Below are 22,633 nucleotides of genomic sequence, written 5' to 3' on the forward strand. Positions count from 1 at the left end.
TACCATGAAATTTATCAAAGTGGCAGCACTTGCAGCAATCGTAGTTTCTGGTAGTGCTATGGCTGGTATGATTAATCAGGGCGGATGGGGTCATGGACACGGTCATGGTCAGGGCGGATACAGTGGTCCAAATTCAACTCTGAATATTTACCAGAACGGTGGCGGTAACTCAGCGTTGGCCCTGCAGACGGATGCCAGAAATTCCGTTCTGAATATTAGCCAGACCGGTGGTGGTAACGGGGCTGATGTCGGTCAGGGTTCTGACGACAGTAAAATCAACCTGACCCAGAACGGTTTCGGCAACAGTGCGACACTCGATCAGTGGAACAGCAAAAAATCCGTTATGAATGTTAGCCAGTACGGCGGCCTTAACGGTGCGCTTGTAGACCAGACGGCGTCTAACTCCACCGTCAACGTGACCCAGATTGGCTTTGGTAACCACGCGACAGCGCATCAGTACTGATACTGAAATCTGGACTACAAAAAAACAGGGCCGATGCCCTGTTTTTTTTCGGGAGTTCCTCATGAATACCTTCATTCTCCTTGCCGCGCTTTCCGGGCAGATCGCTTTTAAAACGTCACAGCAGGGAAATATGACAACCATTATTCCGCAGGTCATTTTGTCGGAACCGTGTGATTGTCAGGTTCAGATCCTCTCACTGAAAGAAGGGCAGAGTGGGCAAAGTGCTTCACGGCAGCAAAATACCCTTTTTATCCCCGCTAATCAGGCGATTGATTTAACGCGGTTGAGTTTAACTATTTCTGCGGGAGACACGGTAAAAATCGTAGTCACCGTCACGGATGGAAAAGCGCTTCATTTATCACAACAGTGGTCGCCAGCCGGGGGTGCGCTGTAAATATTCATGAAATCAATGCATTGCGAATATTTGCCGTTGAACTAAGCTGTTATCAGGAACTGCGTTGTTTGGTTCCGTAACGTCAGCCTTCGTTTGCATAATGAAGCGCGTTTGCCCCTCATGGACGATTTTCATTGAGGAGTACATATCGTGACCCACTATTTTGCTCGTCTTATTTCAGGTCTGGGCCTGCTCGTTTCTGCTTTAATCGCTCCAGCTTATTCAGCCACTATTGCGGAAGGTGGTGTTATTCACTTTCGCGGTGCAATCGTTGCTGACCCTTGTGAAGTCACACCACAACAGCGGCAGCTTGCGCTGTCATGCCCGGAAAAAAACCGTATGCAAACGCGTACGATCAGTTTTGACGATGCGCTGAACGGCAAGTCGACGGCTTCCAGCCTGGCGACGGTCAATATGACGTACCTGAATCCTGAAAAAACGCTCGCGGTTGTTCAGATCCAGTACCGTTAATACCCGTGCGCGCCCGTCGGTGGGCGCGGTTTTATGCCTGTCATTTTTCTCAATAACCCCTCTGCGATACACTTATAAAAAAGCGGACAGCAGAGGGGCTTTATGAAACCGCAAATTGAAATTATTCATGGCGATATTACGACCGTCCATGTCGACGTCATCGTCAATGCGGCCAATCCTTCCCTGATGGGGGGAGGAGGAGTAGACGGCGCTATTCATCGGGCTGCCGGACCGCAGTTACTGGAAGCCTGTAAAATCGTGCGTCAGCAACAGGGTGAATGCCCTCCGGGACATGCGGTGATTACGCTTGCGGGCAACCTTCCCGCCAACGCGGTGATTCATGCTGTCGGGCCCGTGTGGCATGGCGGCGATCGGCATGAAGCGAGTCTTCTGGAAGAGGCATACCGGAACTGTCTGCGGCTTGCCGCCGACAACGGCTTCAAAACGATGGCGTTTCCGGCCATCAGCACCGGCGTGTATGGTTATCCAAAGGCGGCTGCGGCGGCCATCGCCGTAGATACCGTCTACCGTTATCTTTCACTCAAGCCGCTGCCAGAGAAGGTGATTTTTGTCTGCTTCGATGAAGACACCACGCATCTTTATCAGCGTCTTTTGACTCAGCGCAGGCAAGAGCTGGAAAGCTGAAGCAAGGGCGGCGCATGGAGTGCGCCGCGCTGCTCAGGCGGCTTTCGGCTGTGGTTTTCCTGAAAACAGGAAGCGCAGGAGAGGGATCCGCAGATGGATCTCATAGAGTACGACGGCAATCCCCACCACAAACACCAGCCCGGTAAAGAAGCCCAGCGTGTTGGATGCGATATGCGGCGTGATATATGCCCCGAAGAACAGCGTCAGAGGATGATGCACCAGATAGATAAACAGTGAAGCGTTGACGAAGTAGGTCACGCGGCTGGACTTGAAGTTCAGCAAACGGTGGCCGAGGGCGAACACCACATTCACCATCCACAGGCCCAACAGCATAGTGATCACGCTTTCCGTTTCATACATCCAGGCATCGCCGCTCCCGTATCGCTGGTTCAGCAGATAGGCCACGAAGGCGATGGCAGCACCTACCGCGCACCACGGTGACGGGGTAGTAAACAGCGCTTTAAGCTTCGGATGAATAAAGGCCAGTGCGCCGATTAAAAAGAACGGAATGTAGAACAGCGACTGCATCACCACAAAATTGAACAGGCCGTCGCTTAGTATCGGTGGATAGACGATAAACAGCGTGCGTCTCACCGCGGCATAAGCGATCCCCAGCAGTAAGAAGAGCACCGACAGTCTGCCCAGCGTGATGTTGGTGAAGAAAGAGTCGGCCGTCGTGCTGAGATGGCGGCGCAGGCGGCTGAAAATCACCAGACTGACCGTGGTCAGCACCACCAGAACCAGCAGGAACCAGAGGTGAGACACCAGTTCCCAGACCAGCGTGTTGTACTTTTCGTACAGCGAGAGATTCGGCCAGTTTTCCGCCTTGCCTTTAACGTACTGCAGCATAATGAACTGCGGCAGCGTTAGCAGCGGGATGGCGGTTAACATGGGAATACCGACGCGCTCCACGCGCACTTTCCACCAGCGCTTAAGCGGGTAGCGTAAAAAAAGCATGTACGAAAAATAGCCGGATATGACAAAAAACACCTGCATGCGGAAAGCGTGAATAAAGTCATTAAACAGCGTCAGCCACCAGGAGGGCATCTGGCTATTAACATGCCACGTGTGGCTGGAGTAAATCAGTGAAATATGAAAGGGGATCCCCAATAGCATCAGCCATGCCCGGATCGAGTCGAGGAAATATTCCCGTTGTATCGGTGTTGTGCTCATATAACGTTGTGCATTCTCAGACTTTTCGCCTTATCCCTAAGACTCATAATGGTTACATTCGAAGCCAACCCTACACCAAGACCGACACACTGTCTCCAGGATAAGCACGCAAAGTGAATAGCGGGTTCTTTCATTTGCTTAATCCATGAGCCAGCAGCTGAACAAAGCAGTGATTATGTTGTCGGATTGCCTGAGTTTCCATTAAAATGGATCGGATCGATATAAGCACACAAAGGGGGAAGTGCTTACTTATTATGAAACATAAACCACAGATGATGAAAATGCGTTGGTTGGGTGCTGCAGTGGTGTTATCACTGTATACCTCATCGGCACTGGCCTTTAACATCGACGATGTCGCAAAACAGGCAAAATCGATGGCAGGCAAGAGCTACGAAGCGCCGAAAAGTAACTTGCCCTCCGTTTTCCGCGACATGAAGTATGCGGACTATCAGCAGATCCAGTTCAACCACGATAAAGCGTACTGGAACAACATTAAAACCCCGTTCAAGCTTGAATTTTATCATCAGGGTATGTACTTCGACACGCCTGTTGCCATCAATGAAGTGACGGCAACCGCGGTACGCAAGATCAAGTACAGCCCGGATTACTTCAATTTTGGCAATGTGCAACACGACAAAGATACGGTGAAAGACCTGGGCTTCGCAGGCTTCAAAGTCCTTTACCCGATCAACAGCAAAGATAAAAACGACGAAATCGTCAGCATGCTTGGCGCCAGCTACTTCCGCGTGATTGGCGCGGGTCAGGTGTACGGGCTTTCTGCGCGCGGTCTGGCTATTGATACCGCGCTGCCATCAGGTGAAGAGTTCCCGCGTTTCCGTGAGTTCTGGATTGAACGTCCAAAACCAACGGACAAACGTCTGACTATTTATGCGCTGCTCGACTCTCCGCGTGCAACCGGTGCCTATCGCTTTGTGATTATGCCGGGTCGTGACACGGTCGTTGACGTGCAGTCTAAGGTTTACCTGCGTGACAAAGTGGGCAAACTTGGCGTTGCACCGCTGACCAGTATGTTCCTGTTTGGGCCGAACCAGCCGTCACCAGCCACCAACTTCCGCCCGGAACTGCATGACTCCAACGGTCTGTCTATTCATGCCGGCAACGGTGAGTGGATCTGGCGTCCGCTGAATAACCCGAAACATCTGGCGGTCAGCAGCTTTGCGATGGAAAACCCGCAGGGCTTTGGCCTGCTGCAACGTGGCCGTCAGTTCTCTCGCTTTGAAGATCTTGACGACCGCTATGACCTGCGTCCAAGCGCCTGGGTTACGCCGAAAGGTGACTGGGGTAAAGGCAAGGTAGAGCTGGTTGAAATTCCAACCAACGACGAAACCAACGACAACATCGTTGCATACTGGACGCCGGATCAACTGCCGGAAGCCGGTAAAGAGATGAACTTCAAGTACACCATTACCTTCAGCCGCGACGAAGATAAGCTGCATGCGCCGGATAACGCGTATGTGACGCAGACTCGCCGCTCTACGGGGGACGTGAAGCAGTCTAACCTTATCCGTCAGCCTGACGGTACGGTGGCGTTTGTCGTGGACTTCACCGGCCAGGATATGAAGAAACTGGCTCCGGATACTGCGGTGTCGGCCCAGGCCAGCATCGGTGACAACGGTGAAATCGTAGAGAATACCGTGCGTTACAACCCGGTAACCAAAGGCTGGCGTCTGACCCTGCGCGTGAAAGTGAAAGATCCGAAACAGACCACTGAAATGCGTGCTGCGCTGGTCAGTGAAGATCAGCCGCTGAGTGAAACCTGGAGCTACCAGCTACCTGCCAATGAATAATACATCTGAATATATTGATGCCATGCCGCTGACGGATATCGAAAAAGCGGCGCTGCCTAAGAGCGACATCCGCGCGGTTCATACCGCGCTGGATGGCGAACATCGTCAGTTTTCCCGTGATGATGATACGCCGCTGGGGTCAGTCAAGGCTCGTCTGGAGCAGGCCTGGCCGGACTCGCTGGCAGAAGGGCAGTTGATTAAAGACGACGAAGGACGCGATCAGCTTCAGGCCATGCCGAAGGCGACGCGTTCCTCAATGTTCCCCGATCCATGGCGCACCAACCCGGTTGGTCGCTTCTGGGATCGCCTGCGCGGGCGTGACGTCACGCCGCGCTATCTGTCGCGCCTGACGAAAGAAGAGCAGGCCTCTGAACAGAAATGGCGTACCGTGGGCACAATCCGCCGTTATATCCTGCTGCTTCTGACGCTGGCGCAGACGGTTGTCGCGACCTGGTACATGAAAACCATTCTGCCTTACCAGGGCTGGGCGTTTATCAACCCGACTGACATGATGGGCCAGGATCTCTGGGTCTCCTTCATGCAGCTGCTGCCGTACATTCTGCAAAGCGGCATTCTCCTGCTGTTCGCGGTTCTCTTCTGCTGGGTATCGGCCGGTTTCTGGACCGCGCTGATGGGCTTCCTGCAGCTGCTGATGGGACGGGACAAATACAGCATTTCGGCGTCAACGGTCGGGGATGAACCCCTCAATCCTGAGCACCGTACCGCGCTAATTATGCCTATCTGTAACGAAGACGTTGACCGCGTATTTGCGGGCCTGCGTGCGACCTGGGAGTCGGTAAAGGCGACCGGTAACGCGGAGCATTTCGACGTTTACATCCTGAGCGACAGCTACAACCCGGATATCTGCGTGGCAGAGCAAAAAGCCTGGATGGAGCTGATTGCGGAAGTGCAGGGCGAAGGGCAGATCTTCTATCGCCGCCGCCGCCGTCGCGTGAAGCGTAAAAGCGGCAACATCGATGACTTCTGCCGTCGCTGGGGTAACCAGTATAGCTACATGGTCGTGCTGGATGCTGACTCCGTCATGAGCGGTGACTGCCTGAGCGGTCTGGTACGCCTGATGGAAGCCAACCCGAACGCGGGCATCATTCAGTCTTCGCCAAAAGCGTCCGGTATGGACACCCTGTACGCGCGCTGCCAGCAGTTCGCCACCCGTGTTTACGGGCCGCTATTTACCGCCGGTCTGCACTTCTGGCAGTTGGGTGAATCGCACTACTGGGGCCACAACGCTATTATCCGTGTGAAGCCGTTCATTGAGCACTGTGCGCTGGCGCCGCTGCCGGGCGAGGGTTCGTTTGCCGGTTCGATTCTGTCGCATGACTTCGTGGAAGCGGCGCTGATGCGTCGTGCTGGCTGGGGAGTCTGGATTGCCTACGACCTGCCGGGATCGTACGAAGAGCTGCCGCCGAACCTGCTGGACGAGCTCAAGCGAGACCGCCGCTGGTGTCACGGTAACCTGATGAACTTCCGCCTGTTCCTCGTGAAAGGGATGCACCCGGTTCACCGTGCGGTGTTCCTGACGGGCGTGATGTCTTATCTCTCCGCACCGCTGTGGTTTATGTTCCTCGCGCTCTCCACTGCGCTGCAGGTCGTCCATGCCCTGACGGAGCCGCAATACTTCCTGCAACCGCGCCAGCTGTTCCCGGTGTGGCCGCAGTGGCGTCCTGAGCTGGCGATTGCGCTGTTTGCTTCTACCATGGTGCTGCTGTTCCTGCCTAAACTGCTCAGTATCATCCTGATCTGGTGCAAAGGCTCGAAAGAGTATGGCGGTTTCTTCCGCGTGACCCTTTCTCTGCTGCTGGAAGTGCTGTTCTCCGTGCTGCTGGCGCCGGTGCGTATGCTGTTCCACACCGTTTTTGTGGTCAGTGCGTTCCTGGGCTGGGAAGTGGTCTGGAACTCACCGCAGCGTGATGACGACTCCACGCCATGGAGTGAAGCCTTTATGCGCCACGGTTCTCAGCTGCTGCTGGGGCTGGTGTGGGCGGCCGGAATGGCCTGGCTGGATCTGCGCTTCCTGTTCTGGCTGGCGCCGATTGTCTTCTCGCTGATCCTGTCGCCGTTTGTGTCCGTGATCTCCAGCCGGTCAACGGTGGGGCTGCGTACCAAGCGCTGGAAATTGTTCCTGATCCCGGAAGAGTATTCCCCGCCGCAGGTGCTGGTGGATACCGATACCTACCTGGAGCAGAACCGCAGCCGCACGCTGGATGATGGCTTTATGCACGCTGTGTTTAACCCGTCATTCAACGCCCTGGCGACGGCGATGGCCACTGCGCGCCACCGCGCAAGCCAGGTCCTGGAGATTGCCCGCGATCGTCACGTTGAGCAGGCGCTTAACGAGACCCCGGAAAAACTCAATCGCGACCGTCGTCTGGTGCTGCTGAGCGATCCGGTCACGATGGCAAGGCTTCACTATCGCGTATGGTCTGCTCCGGAGAAGTATTCTTCGTGGGTGAACTACTACAAAGAGCTGAAGCTGAACCCACTGGCGCTGAAGGCTAAGTAAGTGGTTAAGCAGGGTGGGTAAGCATAGCGCCACCCTCCAGATAAAATACCGGCTGCGAGGCCGGTATTTTTTTAGAGGTTACTGATGAAAATAATCATCGTCGTTATGATGACATGCCTGCTAAGCGGCTGCGGCAGCATCATCAGCCGCACCATTCCAGGGCAGGGCCATGGCAACCAGTACTATCCGGGCGTGAAATGGGATGTACGCGATTCCGCATGGCGCTATCTGACGGTGCTCGATCTGCCGTTTTCGCTGATTTTCGACACGCTGTTGCTGCCGATTGATGCCAGCCACGGCCCGTACGAGTAGCGTAAATTAACGCTCGTCCCACTCATCGGCTGCGGTTTGACCTTCTTCCGTATCCAAAGGTGGCTCGAGCTGAAATTCGCCTTCATCCCACTCGTGCAGCGTATTCTCCTCCAGCCATTCCTGGCGTAACTCGATTTCGTCATAGTCGCCATCAAAGACGGCCTGCGCACCTGCACCGCTCAGGACCGGCAAACATTCCCCTTCTTCGCCTTCATCGGCAAAGAATTCGGCCTGCCACATAATATCCCCATCCTGCAGAACGTATTTTTGGATATTAAGTTGTTGCACGTCAGCATCTTCTTCCTCAACACCGGGATTATCGGCAAGGAACTCTTCACGAGCGGCATCAATAGCTTCTTCCAGCGTGGCGTACATGGTCATTGGTGTCTCCCTGTTTTCCAGAAGGTTTCAGGGAAAGAATAGCTGAATATCAGATTCTGCAAGTATGAATGCGAAAATAAGCCGTCAGGCGTTCGTCTTATTCCGTCACCGGCCGTAACGCGCGGGATAAACTGAACCACGAATAAATCGCGTTGAACAGCACCACGCCAGCCGTCACGATAAAGACGGCGCGAAAACCGAAGCTGGCGGAAATACCCGCGCCGAGAAGCGGCCCGGTGACGTTACCGATATCGCGAAATGACTGGTTATAGCTAAAGATTCGCCCGGCAATCTGGTTCGTGGAGTTGTAGACCAGCAGGGTCTGTACGGCGGGCAGCAACGCCCCGTCGGCGGCGCCCAGCAAAAAGCGAAGCACGCCCAGCTGCCACGGAGAGTGCACCATCGACATGGGGATGAGCAGCAGGACGGAGATAACCAGCGCACAAATCAGGATCTTCTCAGGACCCACGCGGTCCCCCAGCTTCCCCAGCCGCGGCGCACTAAGCAGTGCCGCCACGCCGGGCACGGAGGCAATTAGCCCGCTGATAAAGGCAATATTGCTAACGTTACCCGCCAGGTCGCGAACGTACAGGGTCAGAATAGGGGCAATCGATCCGGTTGCTACCTGAATGATCATTGTCGTTACGAACAGGCTCAGCACCAGCCTGGGATTTTTAAGCGAGGTCAGCACGTCTCTGGCGTGAAGCAGCTCTTTTTTGGCGACGGGCGTAAATTTTTCACGGATGCAGAGCAGGGTGACAATAAAGCACAGAAACAAAACGCTCGCGGTGATGAAAAAAACCGGGCGCAGGCCGTAGTTATCCGCCAGTAACCCCCCCGCCAGCGGCCCCAGCAGGGCACCGCTCACGCCACCGGTTGAGAGCGTTCCAAGCGCCCAGCCGCTCTTATGGCGAGGCATTTGCGTGGCGATCAGGGCGTTCGCGTTGGGAATAAATCCGCCCAATAAGCCCAGCAATGCGCGCAATATCAGAAACTGCCAGACGTTCTGCGCCACGCCCATCAGCGCCATGATAATGGCCATCCCCAGTGCCGAACGCAGCAGCATGATTTTACGTCCCTTGCGGTCAGCAAGGCCGCCCCAGAAGGGCGAGGCAATGGCGGAAAAGAGAAACGTGATGCTGAATACCAGGCCAGACCACATGTTGAGCGCGCCGTGGCCCGTCACGCCCAACTGCTCGACGTAGAGCGGCAGGAAAGGCATGACCAGGCTAAACGCCGCGCCGGTAAGAAAACAGCCAAGCCACGCAACCGTGAGGTTACGCTTCCAGTTTATGGGGGCATCTGAGGGTGACATAACAATCCGCATAGTGAGGTGCAGAGCACCTGAAGCATGAAGTAATAAGCCTGCTAATTATGCGCCTGGGTTATGATTGCCGCAATGAGGGGGAGCTTTTAAAGCTAAAACAGCATGCGGCCCTGGAGGCCGCATGAGGATTAATAGCGGGACGGCATGCCTTCTGGCCGCGTTTTAAAACGGCGGTGCAGCCACATGTATTGCTCTGGCGCCAGCATAATGCACTTCTCCACAACGCCGTTCATCCAGCGCGCGGTGGTTTCCGCATCTTCCAGCGGCGGCGCGAGTTCCGGCTCAAGCATCATCAGCTCGTAGCCTGAGCCATCCGGCATACGGCGGGGAACAAAGGGAACAATAGCGGCTTTGGACATCCGCGCCAGCATCCAGGTGCCGGTCGTGGTGGCGGCCTCGTCGACAGCGAAGAAGGGAACAAAGACGCTGGCCTGTGGGCCATAGTCGTGATCGGGGGCATACCAGACTACTTCACCGGACTTTAGCGCGCGGATCATGCCCTTCAGATCCTTACGGTCGATCATGCTTTTGTTGGAGCGCATGCGGCCGTTGGTCTGAATGAGATCGATAACCGGGTTGTCGTTAGGACGATAAACCCCGATGCCGGGCGCCTGCATGCCGAACATGCGCGCCCCGATTTCCAGCGTCAGGAAATGGACGCCGATCAGCAGCACGCCGGTCTGATTGGCCTGAAGGGTATGCACCGGCTCCATGCCGGTTCCGGTCACCTTGCTCCAGCGCGCCATGCGTTTGTCCGGCCAGAACCACGCCATGCCAGTTTCCATGAGCCCCATGCCGACGGATTCGAAATTCTTCGAGACCAAATCATGACGTTCTGCCTCGCTCATCTGCGGAAAGCACAGCTCAAGGTTACGATACGCGATGCGGGCGCGGCGCTTCATAAAGATTTGCGCGAGTCGGCCTAATGATTTACCTAACCGGAAGATAACAGGGTAGGGAAGCTGTACCAGTAGCCATAAAAAGCCAATGCCAAGCCAGGTCATCCAATAGCGGGGGTGCAAAAGGGCGACGGTAAATTTTGGTAACTGGGTCATGTCTTTCCTGTGTTCAAACGTCCTGTTTCGCTATTGTCGCATTTTTTGAGACGTAGCCAAAATATCTGCCGCCGAAACCTGCGCGACGACGGCAATTGTTAAGCCTGATTCATCAGGGTGTGTGAAATGTAGCGTAAATTGTGTGGATGTAAATTGGTTTTGTTTGCTATATGATGCCGACCGATTTTTCATTCTCTCTGACGATTGCAGGACTTGTACACCATGCCAGTGTTACACAACCGCGTTTCGAATGAGATGTTAAAGGCGCGTATGTTGGCTGAAACCGAACCGCGCACAACCATCTCTTTCTACAAATATTTCACGATCGACGATCCGCAGGCGACCCGCGATGCGCTTTATCAGGCCTTCACGGCGCTGAACGTCTTCGGGCGCGTCTATCTTGCCCGCGAAGGCATTAACGCACAGATTAGCGTACCGGAAAGCAAGGTGAACGCATTCCGCGACGTACTTTACAGCTTCGATCCGGCCCTCGACGGCCTGCGCCTGAACATTGCCCTGGATGACGACGGGAAATCGTTCTGGGTGCTGCGCATGAAGGTGCGTGAACGCATCGTGGCGGACGGTATCGACGATCCTGAGTTTAATCCGGCGGATGTCGGTGAATATCTGAAGGCCGCGGAAGTGAATGCGATGCTGGACGATCCGGATGCGGTGTTCATTGATATGCGTAACCACTATGAGTACGAAGTGGGGCATTTTGAAAACGCGATGGAAATTCCGGCCGATACCTTCCGCGAGCAGCTGCCGAAAGCGGTGGAGATGATGCAGGAGCATAAGGATAAAAAAATCGTTATGTACTGCACCGGCGGTATCCGCTGCGAGAAGGCCAGCGCGTGGATGAAGCACAATGGGTTCAACAAGGTCTGGCACATTGAAGGCGGTATTATCGAGTACGCCCGCCGCGCCCGCGAGCAGGGCTTACCGGTACGCTTTATCGGTAAAAACTTCGTCTTTGACGAGCGCATGGGCGAGCGTATTTCTGAAGACGTGATTGCCCAGTGCCACCAGTGCGGCGCGCCGTGCGATACCCACACCAACTGCAAAAACGACGGTTGCCACCTGCTGTTTATCCAGTGTCCGGCCTGTGCCGAGAAGTTTAACGGCTGCTGTAGCGAGCTTTGCAGCGAGGAGAGTATCCTGCCGGAAGAAGAGCAGCGTCGTCGTCGCGCAGGACGTGAAAACGGCAATAAGATTTTTAATAAATCACGCGGCCGTCTGAATACTAAACTGGGCATTCCTGACCCGGAATAATAATAACGCCCGGCGCGGCGAGAGCCTGCCGGGCGAATCTATTACGACTTCTGTTGCACACCTTCAACGGAAATAACCAGCTCAACGTCCTGAGACGCCGGGCCTAAATCCGTTGTGATATTAAAATCTTTCAGGTGAATTTTACCCGCCGCTTCAAAACCTGCGCGTTTACCGCCCCACGGATCGTCACCCTGACCGATCAATTTTGCGTCCAGAGTGACGGGTTTGGTTACGCCATTCAGCGTCAGATTACCGGTAATAGCCAATTTATCACCCTCTTTCTTCACTTCCGTTGAGGTGAAGGTGGCCTGCGGGAATTTTGTGACGTTCAGGAACTCTGCGCTGCGCAGGTGTTTATCGCGCTCAGCATGGTTTGTGTCGACGCTGTTCGTATTAATGGTCACATTGACTTTATCTGCCGCAGGGTTTTTCTCATCAAAAGTGAATGTGCCGTCGAAATCTTTAAAGGTACCGTACAGCCAGCTGTATCCCAGATGCTGAATGCGGAAATTGACGAAAGCGTGCTGGCCCTCTTTATCAATTTTATAGTCAGCCGCCACGGCAGAACCGGCGGTGAATAACAGAGAGCCCAGGGCGATACCCAGCAGGTGTTTTTTCATTTTATGCTCCAGAGTCAACTGACGAGCGGCCAAGCATGCGCTTAAGCGTATCGTCTTTATCAATAAAATGGTGTTTAAGGGCGGCGAGCCCGTGCAGTACGGACAGGATCACCACGCTCCAGGCAAGCCAGAGGTGAACGACGCCCGCCGTGTCGGCCTGAGCCCCGGCATCGCTGAGCGTTGCCGGAACCTCGAACAGGCCAAAAACGCTAATCGGCTTACCGTCTGCCGTTGAAATGAGATAGCCGCTGATCAGAATGGCGAAGAGCAGTGCATACAGCACAATATGCGCGGCGACAGCGCTAACGCGGGTTATTTTACCGTATGTCTTTAGTGGCGCGGGCGGTGGAGAAACATGTCGCCAGATTACGCGAAATACCAGCCCCAGCATCAGGAGGACGCCAATGCTTTTATGCAGCTCGGGTGCCTGATGATACCAGCCATCGTAATAGCTGAGCGTGACCATCCAGAGTCCAAGTCCGAACATACCATAGACGGCAATGGCAAATATCCAGTGCAAGCTTATGGATATTATTCCGTAGCGCCGGGAGGAGTTACGCAATTGCATCAGAATGTCCATTTTCAAATTAACCGAAAGATAAAAATGAACGGGAAGGCGCGATATTGCAACTAAAATAATTGACTATTGATTTTTATTTTATTTATTTCAGCGATTTTGAAAAGGAACCGCAAATTTAATTCAGTGGCTTCGTGCAAGACGTATTTAGCAGAAGAAAAAAGCTTAAATAAACATAAAGTAACGTCAGCTAATGTCAGTTATCGCTTTCAATAAAACACAATGTAAATAACATCGACGATAGCGAGCAGCGCCCACAATAAGATATAGAGCATAAAGTGCTCGCGAATGTTATTGACGAGAAAACCCACGATCCTGCGCATATCGCCCCACAGTTGAGTACGAAAAAAACGGGCCCCGGTACCGCCGGAGCCCGTGGCCGATTATCCGTTAAAACGCGAGAGTGAGAACGGCGTCAGATCAAACTGCGGCGTGATACCCTGGGCAAACTGCGCGGCGATTTCACCCAACACCGAAGCGAACTTAAAGCCATGGCCGCTCAGCCCGGTAATCAGCAGGGTGTTGTCATGGCCCGGCAGCGTATCAATGATAAAGTCTTCATCCGGGGTGTTGTCGTAGGTGCAGGCCGCGCCATAAAGCAGTCCACCGACGCCCGGGAGAATATTGCGCAGGAACGAGAAGGCTTCTGAGCCATCCTGCGGGCAGGCGCCAAAGGGTTTGCGCTCCTCCGGTGAGGAGATGACCTGCCCGCCGTTGTGTTTACCAATCTTGAGGGCGTCCTTCTCGGAAGGGAAACCGTAGAACTGATCGCCGTTGGGTAACTCGCCGGTAAACGCCGGGAATTTGTTTTGCGCGCTGTAACGCCCGTCCGACTGGAACCAGGAGAAGACCTTGCGCACTGGCTGGATCGGCAGGTCCGGGAGCAGGCGGGTAACCCAGGTTCCTGCGCTGATAAGCAGGCGGGAAGCCGAATACTCTCCGTCTACGGTTTTCACCGTAACGCCGTTTGCATCATGCGTGATGGCCTCAACGGGGCAGTTGAACAGCTGCGCGCAGCCCGCTTTGGCGGCAAGATCGATCCAGGTTTTGATCGCCGTTTCACAGTGCAGGACGCCGGAGTTGGCTTCAAAGAGGCCGATATAATCCTCCGGGACGGTAATCTCAGGCCAGCGCGAGGTAATGGCTGCCGCGTCCAGCTTCTCAACGTCAAGATTAAACGCCTTCGCGCTGCGTTCGACGTTGGCGAGAAATTCCGAACGAGCCGGACCAAGGTTGATGACCCCCGTCCGCTCGAAAACACGCTCTTCGGTCTGTTTTGCCAGCTCGTCCCACAGCGTCTGCGCGCGAAGCACCAGCGGAACGTAACGCTCGCCCTCGCCATAGGCGTGGCGAATGAGGCGTGTGTCGCCATGATGGCTGCCTTCGCTGTGCGGCGGCAGGTGGGCGTCAATCATCAGGACGTTTAGCCCTGCCTGCGTTGCGTAATAACCGGCGGCCGAACCAACGGAGCCGCTACCAATAATGATTAAGTCGTATCTCATATGCATCTCGTAAACTTACGGTTTGTTAGCAGAGTAATTAACAACGCGGGCGCAAACAAGCGGGAAATAAATAAGGCACCGCGAGGGTGCCTGTTGAGTGAAAAGTGGGCATACGGTTAGTGCCGTTTATACTCATTTTCCTGATAGTCGCCAGATTCTATTTTTGCAATGCCTGCCTCTAAAATAGAAATAAACTGACGGGCGACGTCTGTTGTTAGCCACAGCGTCTGTCCAACTTCCGCTTCGTCACGGTTGAGTTGATTTGGGGTCTGGTAGTGCAAACGCAGCATCAGCGCATCGTAGCTATCTACGGTACTGATATCCCAGCCTACAAGTGGATGGGTCTGGATGACTTCGTTATTCTTTTCCATTATAACCCCCTAAATGCGTGTTAGAAGACAACGGCTCTGAGGTTCAATGCATGTTTTTCTGAAAGCTCCTTCAGTATACCAAGTAATAAGGGTTCCAACGGGAAAAATAAACAGGTAGCAACACATTTTTCTGCTTTTTAGGATTGTTCGAACAATAAAACACCATCTCGTTCACGATTTTCTAAGAAGATGCTGAATTAATTTGAACGTCAGGAATGACAGGCAAAAAAAAGCCGGGGCGACCCGGCAAAAAAACACAATGAGGGAGCAGTGTTAATCGGTAATGAACCAGTCGTCTGCGCTTTCCCACGTTTCCTGCAGGATTTCGCTTATGCGATCTTTATCTTCTTTTGCGGCACCCATGACGGAGAGGTTGTTCGCTGCGGCGTAACGAACCGTTACGGCGCCCGCGTTATCGGGAAAAGTGTTGTTAATACGACGGGATAATTCGCCTGCCAGTGCATCAAGCGCGCCGGCAGGCAGAACGGTAGTTTTGGCTATGGTGACTTCAATACGCATAAATGCCCCCTGTGTAATATACTGTTTATTTATACAGGCATATTATCGGTTTGACAACAAGGGGCGTTGATTTTTTAGCGTTTTACCGTCCAGTTTACGGTTTCACCTGCCAGGAAGGGGATCAGCGCGTCATCCGTCAGCGCAATGGACTCCTCAACCTGGCTCGCTTTACGCTCGAGCTCAATGAAGGTCTCATTGACCGGCAGTCCGTAGAAGCGCGGGCCGTTGAGGGAGCAGAACGCTTCGAAATGCTCCAGCGCGTTCATCTCTTCAAATACGGTTGCGTAGCTGGCAAGTGCCGTTGGAGCGTTGAAACAGCCCGCGCAGCCGCAGCTTGCCTCTTTGCGATGGCGGGCGTGAGGCGCGGAGTCTGTGCCAAGGAACGCACGCGTGAATCCGCTGGCGACCAGCTCGCGCAGCGCCTGCTGGTGAACGTTGCGCTTGAGGATCGGCAGGCAGTACAGGTGAGGGCGCACCCCTCCCACCAGCATATGGTTACGGTTAAACATCAGATGCTGTGGGGTGATGGTCGCGGCGATCAGCTCGTTGCCGTCGCGAACATACTCTGCCGCGTCTTTGGTGGTGATATGCTCAAAGACGACCTTAAGCGCCGGCAGACGCTGGCGCAGGGGCTCCATCACGGTCTCGATGAAACGGGCTTCACGGTCAAAGATGTCAATCTCCGCATGCGTTACTTCGCCGTGTACCAGCAGCGGCATGCCCAGCTTCTGCATACGCTCCAGCACCGGCATGATGGCATCAATGCTGGTGACGCCGTGGCTGGAGTTGGTGGTGGCGTTCGCCGGGTAGAGTTTCGCCGCCGTAAATACGCCTTCGTTAAATCCGCGTTCCACCTCGTTCGGGTCCAGCGAATCGGTCAGGTAGCAGGTCATCAACGGGGTGAAATCATGTCCTGCCGGAACGGCATCCAGGATGCGCTGGCGGTAGGCTATCGCGGCATCGACGGTGGTGACTGGCGGAACCAGGTTTGGCATGACAATCGCGCGGCCATAAATTTCACTGGTATAGGGCACGACGGTTTTCAGCATATCGCCATCACGCAGATGGATATGCCAGTCGTCAGGGCGGCGGATTTTAAGAACCTGGGGTTGTGCAGTCATGGAAGCTCCGGCTTGTCAGGAATCAGTCATAAGGATGGCTGTTTTTGCCGGACACAAATCATAAGCGGAAACGTTTTCGTTTGCACACTTTTCCGTAAAAAAAAGGGCGCCGCAGCGCCCTTCAGGTTAATCGGTGAAAGGAATGATGATCTCTCCCGGCTTCACCTCTATCCCTTTTGCGTATTTCTTCGCGAGGGCTTCACCCTTGCTTTTGTCTTCGCTTAAGACGTACGCCGGCTGCTGATTAAAGTAGTTACGCAGCGACTGGTTCAGATAGGGCATCAGGGTTTGCAGAACCGGTGCCATCTTGTCCGGCGAAACCTGCGCATCGACCACTTCCATCTCCTGCAGGAAAATCGCCCCTTTCTCTTTATTGAAAACGGGGAGCGCCTTCAGCTTGAGCTTGATGTTGGCTTTCTGATTGCCAAATAGAGACGTCATATCAAGCGCGGCATCGCCTGCCAGCGTGACTTTATTCGGCTCTTCACGACCAATCTGGCTGGTGAGATTGGTAAGAACGATGTGGGCATCGGCCAGCCCCGGTACGCCAATGTCTTTAGAGAAATTGTTATGTTTTTCCAGCGCCTGATTAATTTCCTGCTCACTGACGGTATATTGCGTAAGCTGGTTACAGCCCACCAGCAGACCGCTGACGATAAGTGCGGCGGCAATGACAATTTTCTTCATAGTGTTCCTCAACGAAAAATCGGCGCTTCTGTCCTGTTTCGTCAGTATGTCAGTGTGAAATGGCAGAAACCAGCAGAAAATACTGAGAAGTGTGGCGGGAGCATTCTCCCGCCGGAGGGAAGGGCTACGCGCCGGGTTCGAGCATGCCGCTCGCGCTGCGCTTCTGGCTGAACTGCCACCACAGGGCGAGAAGCGTCATGACGCCCACCACGCCGAGCATCATCCAGGGGAGCTCCGGCTGGTTCAGCGCTTTGCCGGCATCGAACAGCCAGCCGCCGCCGGCGTAACCCAGCGCACCGCCAAATGCCAGTCCCAGGCGGCTGAAGCCCATATAGCTGCCGCGCGCACGCGCATCCGCAAGCGAGGCGCTCAGCGTTTCCCGGGCGGGCTCGGCGATGATAGAGCCGATGTAGAAGGTGCAGATCAGCATAAAAAGCTGCTGGAGCGTGTTTACCAGACCGATAGGCATCATGCTCAGCGTCATCAGAAACAGACCGGCCATCAGGCGATGCTCCAGGCGAAAACGCCGTTCACTCCAGCGGGCGATGGGGTAAAGCAGAGTCAGCGACAGGCAGGCTTCGATGGCGTACATCCATTTCACGGCGGCAGGTGTGCCCGCAATATCGTTCACCATGATTGGCAGCATCAGCATCACCTGTACGGCCAGCATGTAATAGCCGGTCAGGGTCAACACGTAGGTGACAAAACGCCTGTCGCGAAGCACCCTTCCGAGCCCCTCGCGCACCGGCGCTTTTACCGTAGACAGCTTCCAGGCCGGGAGATAGAGACCGTTAAACAGCGCGCACAGAATAAACAGCACCGCCCCGGCCGCGCAGACCAGACGGAAATCGTACTGCAGCAGCCAGCTGCCCAGCAGGGCGCCAACAACCGCCCCGGCACTGTCCTGCATCATCAGAATGGAGAAGAAGCGGCCGCGGTGCTGCGGACGAATAAGCTTTACCACCAGCGCGGTACGCGGCGGGTCAAACAGGGTGCCCCCGATACCGGAGAGGAAGCAGGAGAACCACAGCAGCCAGGGCTCGTGGGCAACCGCCATCGTGGCAAAGCCTGCCGCGCGGAGCAGCATACCGGTAACGATCATCGGTTTAGCGCCAAAGCGGTCAGCGATCGCGCCGCCAAAGACGCCAAGACCCTGCTGGACAAACTGGCGTAGCCCCAGCGCAATGCCGACCATCAGCGCCGCCCAGCCCATTTGATCGACAAAGCGGATCGAGATGAGGGGGAACACGACAAAAAAGCCGAGCACGACCAGCATGTTATCGACGAGCAGGAAATATTTACCCAGGCTCCTGGCCTGTGATACGCGGGACATTTTCCCTCCAGGGAAAATAAGAAGGTGAGCACGCTAACATTCTGCGGTGTCGCCGCGCTTTTTCCCACCCCTGCGCGCGACAATATTTTTTTATCAAAACGGTGCTTTGATAGAGAGTTCTCATCGAAAAATGTGAAAAGAGGTCAAAATGGTATGTCACTGTTTTCACAGACGGCACAGGCGCAGGTATAGTAAAGCTAATGGGTAAGCTGAAGCGACGGGAAGGAGTGGTATTGATGTTTGGCTATCGCAGTAATGTGCCAAAAGTGCGTCTGACAACGGACAGGCTGGTCGTTCGTCTTGTGCATGAGCGTGATGCCTGGCGTCTGGCGGATTATTACGCCGAGAATCGCCAGTTTTTAAAACCCTGGGAACCCGTTCGGGATGAGAGCCATTGTTACCCCTCCGGCTGGCAGGCGCGCCTCAGCATGATCGCTGAATTTCATAAGCAGGGCAGCGCGTTTTATTTCGCGCTGCTCGATCCGGAAGAGAAAGAGATTATCGGGATCGCCAATTTTTCAAACGTGGTGCGGGGGTCGTTCCACGCCTGCTACCTTGGCTACTCTATCGGCCAGAAATGGCAGGGACAGGGGTTGATGTACGAGGCGTTAACGGTGGCCATTCGCTATATGCAGCGCACGCAGCATATCCATCGCATTATGGCGAACTACATGCCGCATAATCAGCGCAGCGGCAATTTGCTGGCGCGTTTAGGGTTCGAGAAAGAGGGTTATGCCAAAGATTATCTGCTGATAGACGGAGAGTGGCGCGACCACGTTCTGACGGCGTTAACCACCCGAGACTGGACCGCAGGTCGTTAAGGAGAAAAGATGAAGTATCAGCTAAACGGTACGGAAGCGCGCGTGATTGGGTGCTTACTCGAAAAACAGGTCACCACGCCGGAGCAGTATCCGCTCTCAGTTAACGCCGTGACCATGGCCTGCAACCAGAAAACCAACCGCGAGCCGGTGATGAACCTCAGCGAGCATGACGTTCAGGACGTGCTGGACGCGCTGGTAAAGCGCCACTATTTGCGCACCGTCAGCGGCTTTGGCAACCGCGTGACCAAATACGAGCAGCGCTTTTGTAACTCTGAATTTGGCGACCTGAAGCTGAGCAGTGCGGAAGTGGCGATTATCACCACGCTGCTGCTGCGCGGGGCGCAGACGCCGGGGGAACTGCGAACGCGCGCTTCCCGCATGCATGAGTTCAGCGACATGCAGGAGGTCGAGCAGACGCTGGAAGGGCTGGCCGCGCGTGAGGATGGCCCCTTTGTGGTGCGTCTGGCGCGCGAGCCGGGCAAACGTGAAAGCCGTTATATGCACCTTTTCAGCGGTGACGTTGACGCCGCAAGCGTGGCGACGGAATCCGGCCCTGCAATCAGCGACGACCTTTCAGCACGCGTAGAGGCGCTGGAAGAAGAGGTAGCCGGGCTGAAGCAGCGGCTGGACGCGTTGCTCGCACATCTGGGAGACTGACGGTGAAAAAATTACGTATTGGCGTGGTGGGGCTGGGCGGTATTGCGCAAAAAGCCTGGCTGCCTGTTTTAGGTGCGGCGACAGACTGGACCCTGCAAGGGGCCTGGTCACCCACGCGCGAGAAGGCAGAGCGTATCTGCGAAACCTGGCGCATCCCGTATGCCGCCTCCCTGCAGGATCTGGCCCACGAGTGCGATGCGGTATTCGTGCATACCTCAACGGCAACCCACTATCAGGTGGTGAGTGAGCTGCTCAATGCGGGTGTTCACGTCTGCGTGGATAAACCGCTGGCGGAAAATGTTCAGGACGCGGAGCGGCTGATTGAGCTGGCGGCACGTAAAAACCTGACGCTGATGGTCGGTTTCAACCGCCGCTTCGCGCCGCTTTATCAGCAGCTGAAGGCGCAGTCGGGCACGCTCGCCTCGCTGCGGATGGATAAGCACCGTACCGACAGCGTGGGTCCGAACGATCTGCGCTTTACCCTTCTTGATGACTACCTCCACGTGGTGGATACCGCGCTGTGGCTGACCAACGGCGAAGCGCTGCTGAAAAGCGGCACTCTGGTCACTAACGAACAGGGGCAGATGGTATATGCGGAACACCATTTTGCCGTTGAACATCTTCAGGTCACCACCAGCATGCACCGCCGCGCAGGCAGCCAGCGGGAATCCGTTCAGGCGGTGACCGACGGCGCGCTGTACGACGTTACCGACATGCGGGAGTGGCGGGAAGAGAAGGGCAGCGGCGTGGTGACGCTCCCGGCGCCAGGCTGGCAAAGCACCCTCGAGCAGCGCGGTTTCGCGGGATGTGCCCGCCACTTTATCACCTGCGTGCAAAATCAGACGGTTCCTGAAACGTCCGGCGAGCAGGCCATTCTGGCGCAGCGCATTGTGGAAAGACTCTGGCGCGATGCCATGAGCGAATAACTCGCTGTAACATCTGCGGATAGTAATTCGTTGAAATCCGGTTAGACTAAGCGCCGCCTGTTGGCTTTGCCGGGTGGCGCTTACGCTTACCCGTCCTGGAAATCCGTATGGTTCTGGAAATTCACGTTAATGAACTTATTAAAATCGCTGGCGGCCGTCAGCTCGATGACCATGTTCTCTCGCGTACTCGGTTTTGCGCGCGATGCCATTGTGGCAAGGGTCTTTGGTGCAGGGATGGCAACGGACGCCTTTTTCGTTGCGTTCAAGCTGCCGAACCTGCTGCGTCGCATTTTTGCTGAAGGGGCGTTCTCCCAGGCGTTCGTTCCCATTCTGGCGGAATATAAAAGCAAGCAGGGTGAAGATGCGACGCGCGTATTTGTCTCTTATGTCTCCGGGTTGCTGACCCTGGCGCTGGCCGTGGTGACCGTCGTCGGTATGCTGGCCGCGCCCTGGGTGATTATGGTGACCGCACCCGGTTTTGCCGACACGGCAGATAAATTTGCCCTGACCTCGCAGCTGCTGCGCATTACCTTCCCCTATATTCTGCTGATCTCGCTGGCCTCGCTGGTGGGGGCGATCCTGAACACCTGGAACCGCTTCTCCGTTCCGGCGTTTGCGCCGACGTTTCTCAACGTCAGCATGATCGGTTTTGCGCTGTTCGCCGCGCCGCACTTCAACCCGCCGGTGCTGGCGCTGGCCTGGGCGGTCACCGTGGGCGGCGTGCTGCAGCTGGCGTATCAGCTGCCGCATCTGAAGAAAATCGGCATGCTGGTGCTGCCGCGCATCAATCTTAAAGATGCCGGGGCGATGCGCGTGATTAAGCAGATGGGGCCCGCCATTCTTGGCGTCTCCGTCAGCCAGATCTCGCTTATCATCAACACCATCTTTGCCTCTTTCCTGGTGTCGGGTTCCGTCTCGTGGATGTACTACGCTGACCGTCTGATGGAGTTCCCGTCCGGCGTGCTGGGTGTGGCGCTGGGGACCATCCTGCTGCCGTCGCTGTCGAAAAGCTTTGCAAGTGGCAACCATGATGAGTACTGCCGCCTGATGGACTGGGGCCTGCGTCTCTGCTTCCTGCTGGCCCTTCCCAGCGCGGTGGCGCTGGGGATCCTCGCTAAGCCGCTGACGGTGTCGCTGTTCCAGTACGGGAAATTCACCGCGTTTGACGCCGCGATGACCCAGCGCGCGCTGATAGCCTACTCGGTGGGATTGATGGGGCTGATTGTCGTCAAAGTGCTGGCGCCGGGGTTCTATTCGCGTCAGGACATTAAAACGCCGGTGAAAATTGCCATCGTGACGCTGATTATGACCCAGCTGATGAACCTGGCATTTATCGGCCCGCTGAAGCATGCCGGACTGTCGCTGTCTATTGGTCTGGCGGCCTGCCTGAATGCCGGGCTGCTTTACTGGCAGCTGCGCAAGCAGGATATCTTTACGCCGCAGCCAGGCTGGGCAAGTTTTCTCGTGCGTTTGGTTGTGGCGGTGCTGGTGATGTCTGCGGCACTCATCGGGATGATGTACGTCATGCCGGAGTGGTCCCTGGGCACGATGCCCTATCGTCTGATGCGCCTGATGGCCGTGGTGGGCGTCGGGGTGGTAGCGTATTTCGCCACGCTCGCCGTGCTGGGCTTCAAAGTGAAAGAGTTTACCCGCCGTACGGCATAAACGCCAAAAGGG

Annotated in this window: 25 protein-coding genes; 12 read left to right on the plus strand and 13 right to left on the minus strand. The window is 55.3% G+C overall.

All coding sequences use genetic code 11. The annotated features are described in order from the left end of the window. The first annotated feature begins 4 nt into the window (after positions 1–4). The 4 genes from csgA (at position 5) to ymdB (ending at position 1,973) form a co-directional block, all read left to right on the plus strand. Positions 5–463, plus strand: a complete 459-nt coding sequence (gene csgA, locus AC4ICF_RS08870) for a curli major subunit CsgA (protein ID WP_080327570.1) — start codon at positions 5–7, stop codon at positions 461–463. A 61-nt stretch (positions 464–524) separates the two neighbouring features. Then, entirely contained in the window at positions 525–857 is a 333-nt protein-coding gene (gene csgC, locus AC4ICF_RS08875) for a curli assembly chaperone CsgC (protein ID WP_163328718.1), read from the plus strand. Positions 858–1,007: 150 nt separating this feature from the next. Continuing rightward, entirely contained in the window at positions 1,008–1,328 is a 321-nt protein-coding gene (locus AC4ICF_RS08880; protein WP_302219968.1) for a YmdA family protein, read from the plus strand. A 102-nt stretch (positions 1,329–1,430) separates the two neighbouring features. After that, positions 1,431–1,973: an O-acetyl-ADP-ribose deacetylase gene (ymdB, locus tag AC4ICF_RS08885; RefSeq protein ID WP_116340720.1), complete on the plus strand. Its 543-nt coding sequence runs from the start codon at positions 1,431–1,433 to the stop codon at positions 1,971–1,973. Between the two features lie 33 nt (positions 1,974–2,006). Here the strand turns inward: ymdB and mdoC are convergent, their stop codons facing one another. Beyond that, on the minus strand, positions 2,007–3,146 hold the full coding sequence (gene mdoC, locus AC4ICF_RS08890) for a glucans biosynthesis protein MdoC (protein ID WP_163328724.1): 1,140 nt from the start codon (positions 3,144–3,146) through the stop codon (positions 2,007–2,009). A 254-nt stretch (positions 3,147–3,400) separates the two neighbouring features. Here mdoC and mdoG point away from each other — a divergent pair, with 254 nt between their 5' ends. The 3 genes from mdoG to AC4ICF_RS08905 all read left to right on the plus strand — a co-directional run bounded on the left by mdoG (position 3,401) and on the right by AC4ICF_RS08905 (position 7,787). Further along, a complete protein-coding gene (mdoG, locus tag AC4ICF_RS08895; RefSeq protein WP_116340716.1) occupies positions 3,401–4,954 on the plus strand; it encodes a glucans biosynthesis protein MdoG in 1,554 nt (517 codons plus the stop codon). Further along, positions 4,947–7,475, plus strand: a complete 2,529-nt coding sequence (mdoH, locus tag AC4ICF_RS08900) for a glucans biosynthesis glucosyltransferase MdoH (protein WP_116340714.1) — start codon at positions 4,947–4,949, stop codon at positions 7,473–7,475. The genes mdoG and mdoH overlap by 8 nt, the downstream gene beginning before the upstream one ends. Before the next feature lie 84 nt (positions 7,476–7,559). Continuing rightward, positions 7,560–7,787 (plus strand): YceK/YidQ family lipoprotein, encoded by a 228-nt coding sequence (locus tag AC4ICF_RS08905; protein WP_116340712.1) that lies wholly within the window; start codon positions 7,560–7,562, stop codon positions 7,785–7,787. A gap of 6 nt (positions 7,788–7,793) precedes the next feature. On the opposite strand, the gene AC4ICF_RS08910 is transcribed toward AC4ICF_RS08905, so the two are convergent. From AC4ICF_RS08910 to AC4ICF_RS08920, 3 genes are all read right to left on the minus strand, one after another. Next, a complete protein-coding gene (locus tag AC4ICF_RS08910; RefSeq protein ID WP_028012687.1) occupies positions 7,794–8,168 on the minus strand; it encodes a MysB family protein in 375 nt (124 codons plus the stop codon). A 97-nt stretch (positions 8,169–8,265) separates the two neighbouring features. Further along, positions 8,266–9,483 (minus strand): multidrug efflux MFS transporter MdtG, encoded by a 1,218-nt coding sequence (mdtG, locus tag AC4ICF_RS08915; protein WP_116340710.1) that lies wholly within the window; start codon positions 9,481–9,483, stop codon positions 8,266–8,268. 140 nt (positions 9,484–9,623) lie between these two features. After that, positions 9,624–10,550, minus strand: a complete 927-nt coding sequence (locus AC4ICF_RS08920) for a Kdo(2)-lipid IV(A) acyltransferase (protein ID WP_316378900.1) — start codon at positions 10,548–10,550, stop codon at positions 9,624–9,626. 222 nt (positions 10,551–10,772) lie between these two features. On the opposite strand from AC4ICF_RS08920, the gene trhO reads away from it, so the two are divergent. Then, a complete protein-coding gene (trhO, locus tag AC4ICF_RS08925; RefSeq protein ID WP_116340707.1) occupies positions 10,773–11,822 on the plus strand; it encodes an oxygen-dependent tRNA uridine(34) hydroxylase TrhO in 1,050 nt (349 codons plus the stop codon). A gap of 41 nt (positions 11,823–11,863) precedes the next feature. Here the strand turns inward: trhO and AC4ICF_RS08930 are convergent, their stop codons facing one another. The 9 genes from AC4ICF_RS08930 to mdtH all read right to left on the minus strand — a co-directional run bounded on the left by AC4ICF_RS08930 (position 11,864) and on the right by mdtH (position 18,552). Beyond that, positions 11,864–12,442 carry a YceI family protein gene (locus AC4ICF_RS08930; RefSeq protein ID WP_163328728.1) on the minus strand — a complete coding sequence of 193 codons (579 nt, stop codon included), beginning with the start codon at positions 12,440–12,442 and terminating at the stop codon, positions 11,864–11,866. Position 12,443: 1 nt separating this feature from the next. After that, the gene (locus AC4ICF_RS08935) at positions 12,444–13,010 is read right to left on the minus strand and encodes a cytochrome b (protein WP_316378901.1); all 567 of its coding nucleotides are present in this window, start codon (positions 13,008–13,010) and stop codon (positions 12,444–12,446) included. Between the two features lie 218 nt (positions 13,011–13,228). After that, a complete protein-coding gene (locus tag AC4ICF_RS08940) occupies positions 13,229–13,342 on the minus strand; it encodes a YceO family protein (RefSeq protein WP_116340701.1) in 114 nt (37 codons plus the stop codon). 60 nt (positions 13,343–13,402) lie between these two features. Beyond that, entirely contained in the window at positions 13,403–14,521 is a 1,119-nt protein-coding gene (gene solA / locus AC4ICF_RS08945) for an N-methyl-L-tryptophan oxidase (RefSeq protein ID WP_316378902.1), read from the minus strand. A gap of 116 nt (positions 14,522–14,637) precedes the next feature. After that, entirely contained in the window at positions 14,638–14,892 is a 255-nt protein-coding gene (bssS, locus tag AC4ICF_RS08950; RefSeq protein ID WP_023299782.1) for a biofilm formation regulator BssS, read from the minus strand. Between the two features lie 273 nt (positions 14,893–15,165). Further along, positions 15,166–15,411 carry a DNA damage-inducible protein I gene (gene dinI, locus AC4ICF_RS08955; protein WP_028012694.1) on the minus strand — a complete coding sequence of 82 codons (246 nt, stop codon included), beginning with the start codon at positions 15,409–15,411 and terminating at the stop codon, positions 15,166–15,168. A gap of 74 nt (positions 15,412–15,485) precedes the next feature. Beyond that, complete coding sequence (gene pyrC, locus AC4ICF_RS08960) at positions 15,486–16,532, minus strand: dihydroorotase (protein WP_163328730.1); 1,047 nt, start codon at positions 16,530–16,532, stop codon at positions 15,486–15,488. 126 nt (positions 16,533–16,658) lie between these two features. Further along, positions 16,659–17,219 carry a lipoprotein gene (locus AC4ICF_RS08965; RefSeq protein WP_116340694.1) on the minus strand — a complete coding sequence of 187 codons (561 nt, stop codon included), beginning with the start codon at positions 17,217–17,219 and terminating at the stop codon, positions 16,659–16,661. Between the two features lie 124 nt (positions 17,220–17,343). Beyond that, the gene (gene mdtH / locus AC4ICF_RS08970) at positions 17,344–18,552 is read right to left on the minus strand and encodes a multidrug efflux MFS transporter MdtH (protein WP_166710757.1); all 1,209 of its coding nucleotides are present in this window, start codon (positions 18,550–18,552) and stop codon (positions 17,344–17,346) included. A 236-nt stretch (positions 18,553–18,788) separates the two neighbouring features. On the opposite strand from mdtH, the gene rimJ reads away from it, so the two are divergent. From rimJ to murJ, 4 genes are all read left to right on the plus strand, one after another. Continuing rightward, a complete protein-coding gene (rimJ, locus tag AC4ICF_RS08975) occupies positions 18,789–19,373 on the plus strand; it encodes a ribosomal protein S5-alanine N-acetyltransferase (protein WP_013097146.1) in 585 nt (194 codons plus the stop codon). 9 nt (positions 19,374–19,382) lie between these two features. Continuing rightward, positions 19,383–20,030 carry a YceH family protein gene (locus AC4ICF_RS08980; RefSeq protein ID WP_116340690.1) on the plus strand — a complete coding sequence of 216 codons (648 nt, stop codon included), beginning with the start codon at positions 19,383–19,385 and terminating at the stop codon, positions 20,028–20,030. Positions 20,031–20,032: 2 nt separating this feature from the next. Next, positions 20,033–20,956: a Gfo/Idh/MocA family protein gene (locus tag AC4ICF_RS08985; protein WP_316378904.1), complete on the plus strand. Its 924-nt coding sequence runs from the start codon at positions 20,033–20,035 to the stop codon at positions 20,954–20,956. A gap of 129 nt (positions 20,957–21,085) precedes the next feature. Next, the gene (murJ, locus tag AC4ICF_RS08990; protein WP_116340686.1) at positions 21,086–22,621 is read left to right on the plus strand and encodes a murein biosynthesis integral membrane protein MurJ; all 1,536 of its coding nucleotides are present in this window, start codon (positions 21,086–21,088) and stop codon (positions 22,619–22,621) included. Positions 22,622–22,633 lie beyond the last annotated feature (12 nt).

Source organism: Enterobacter sp. ECC_219_Taxon_10 (assembly GCF_058354905.1).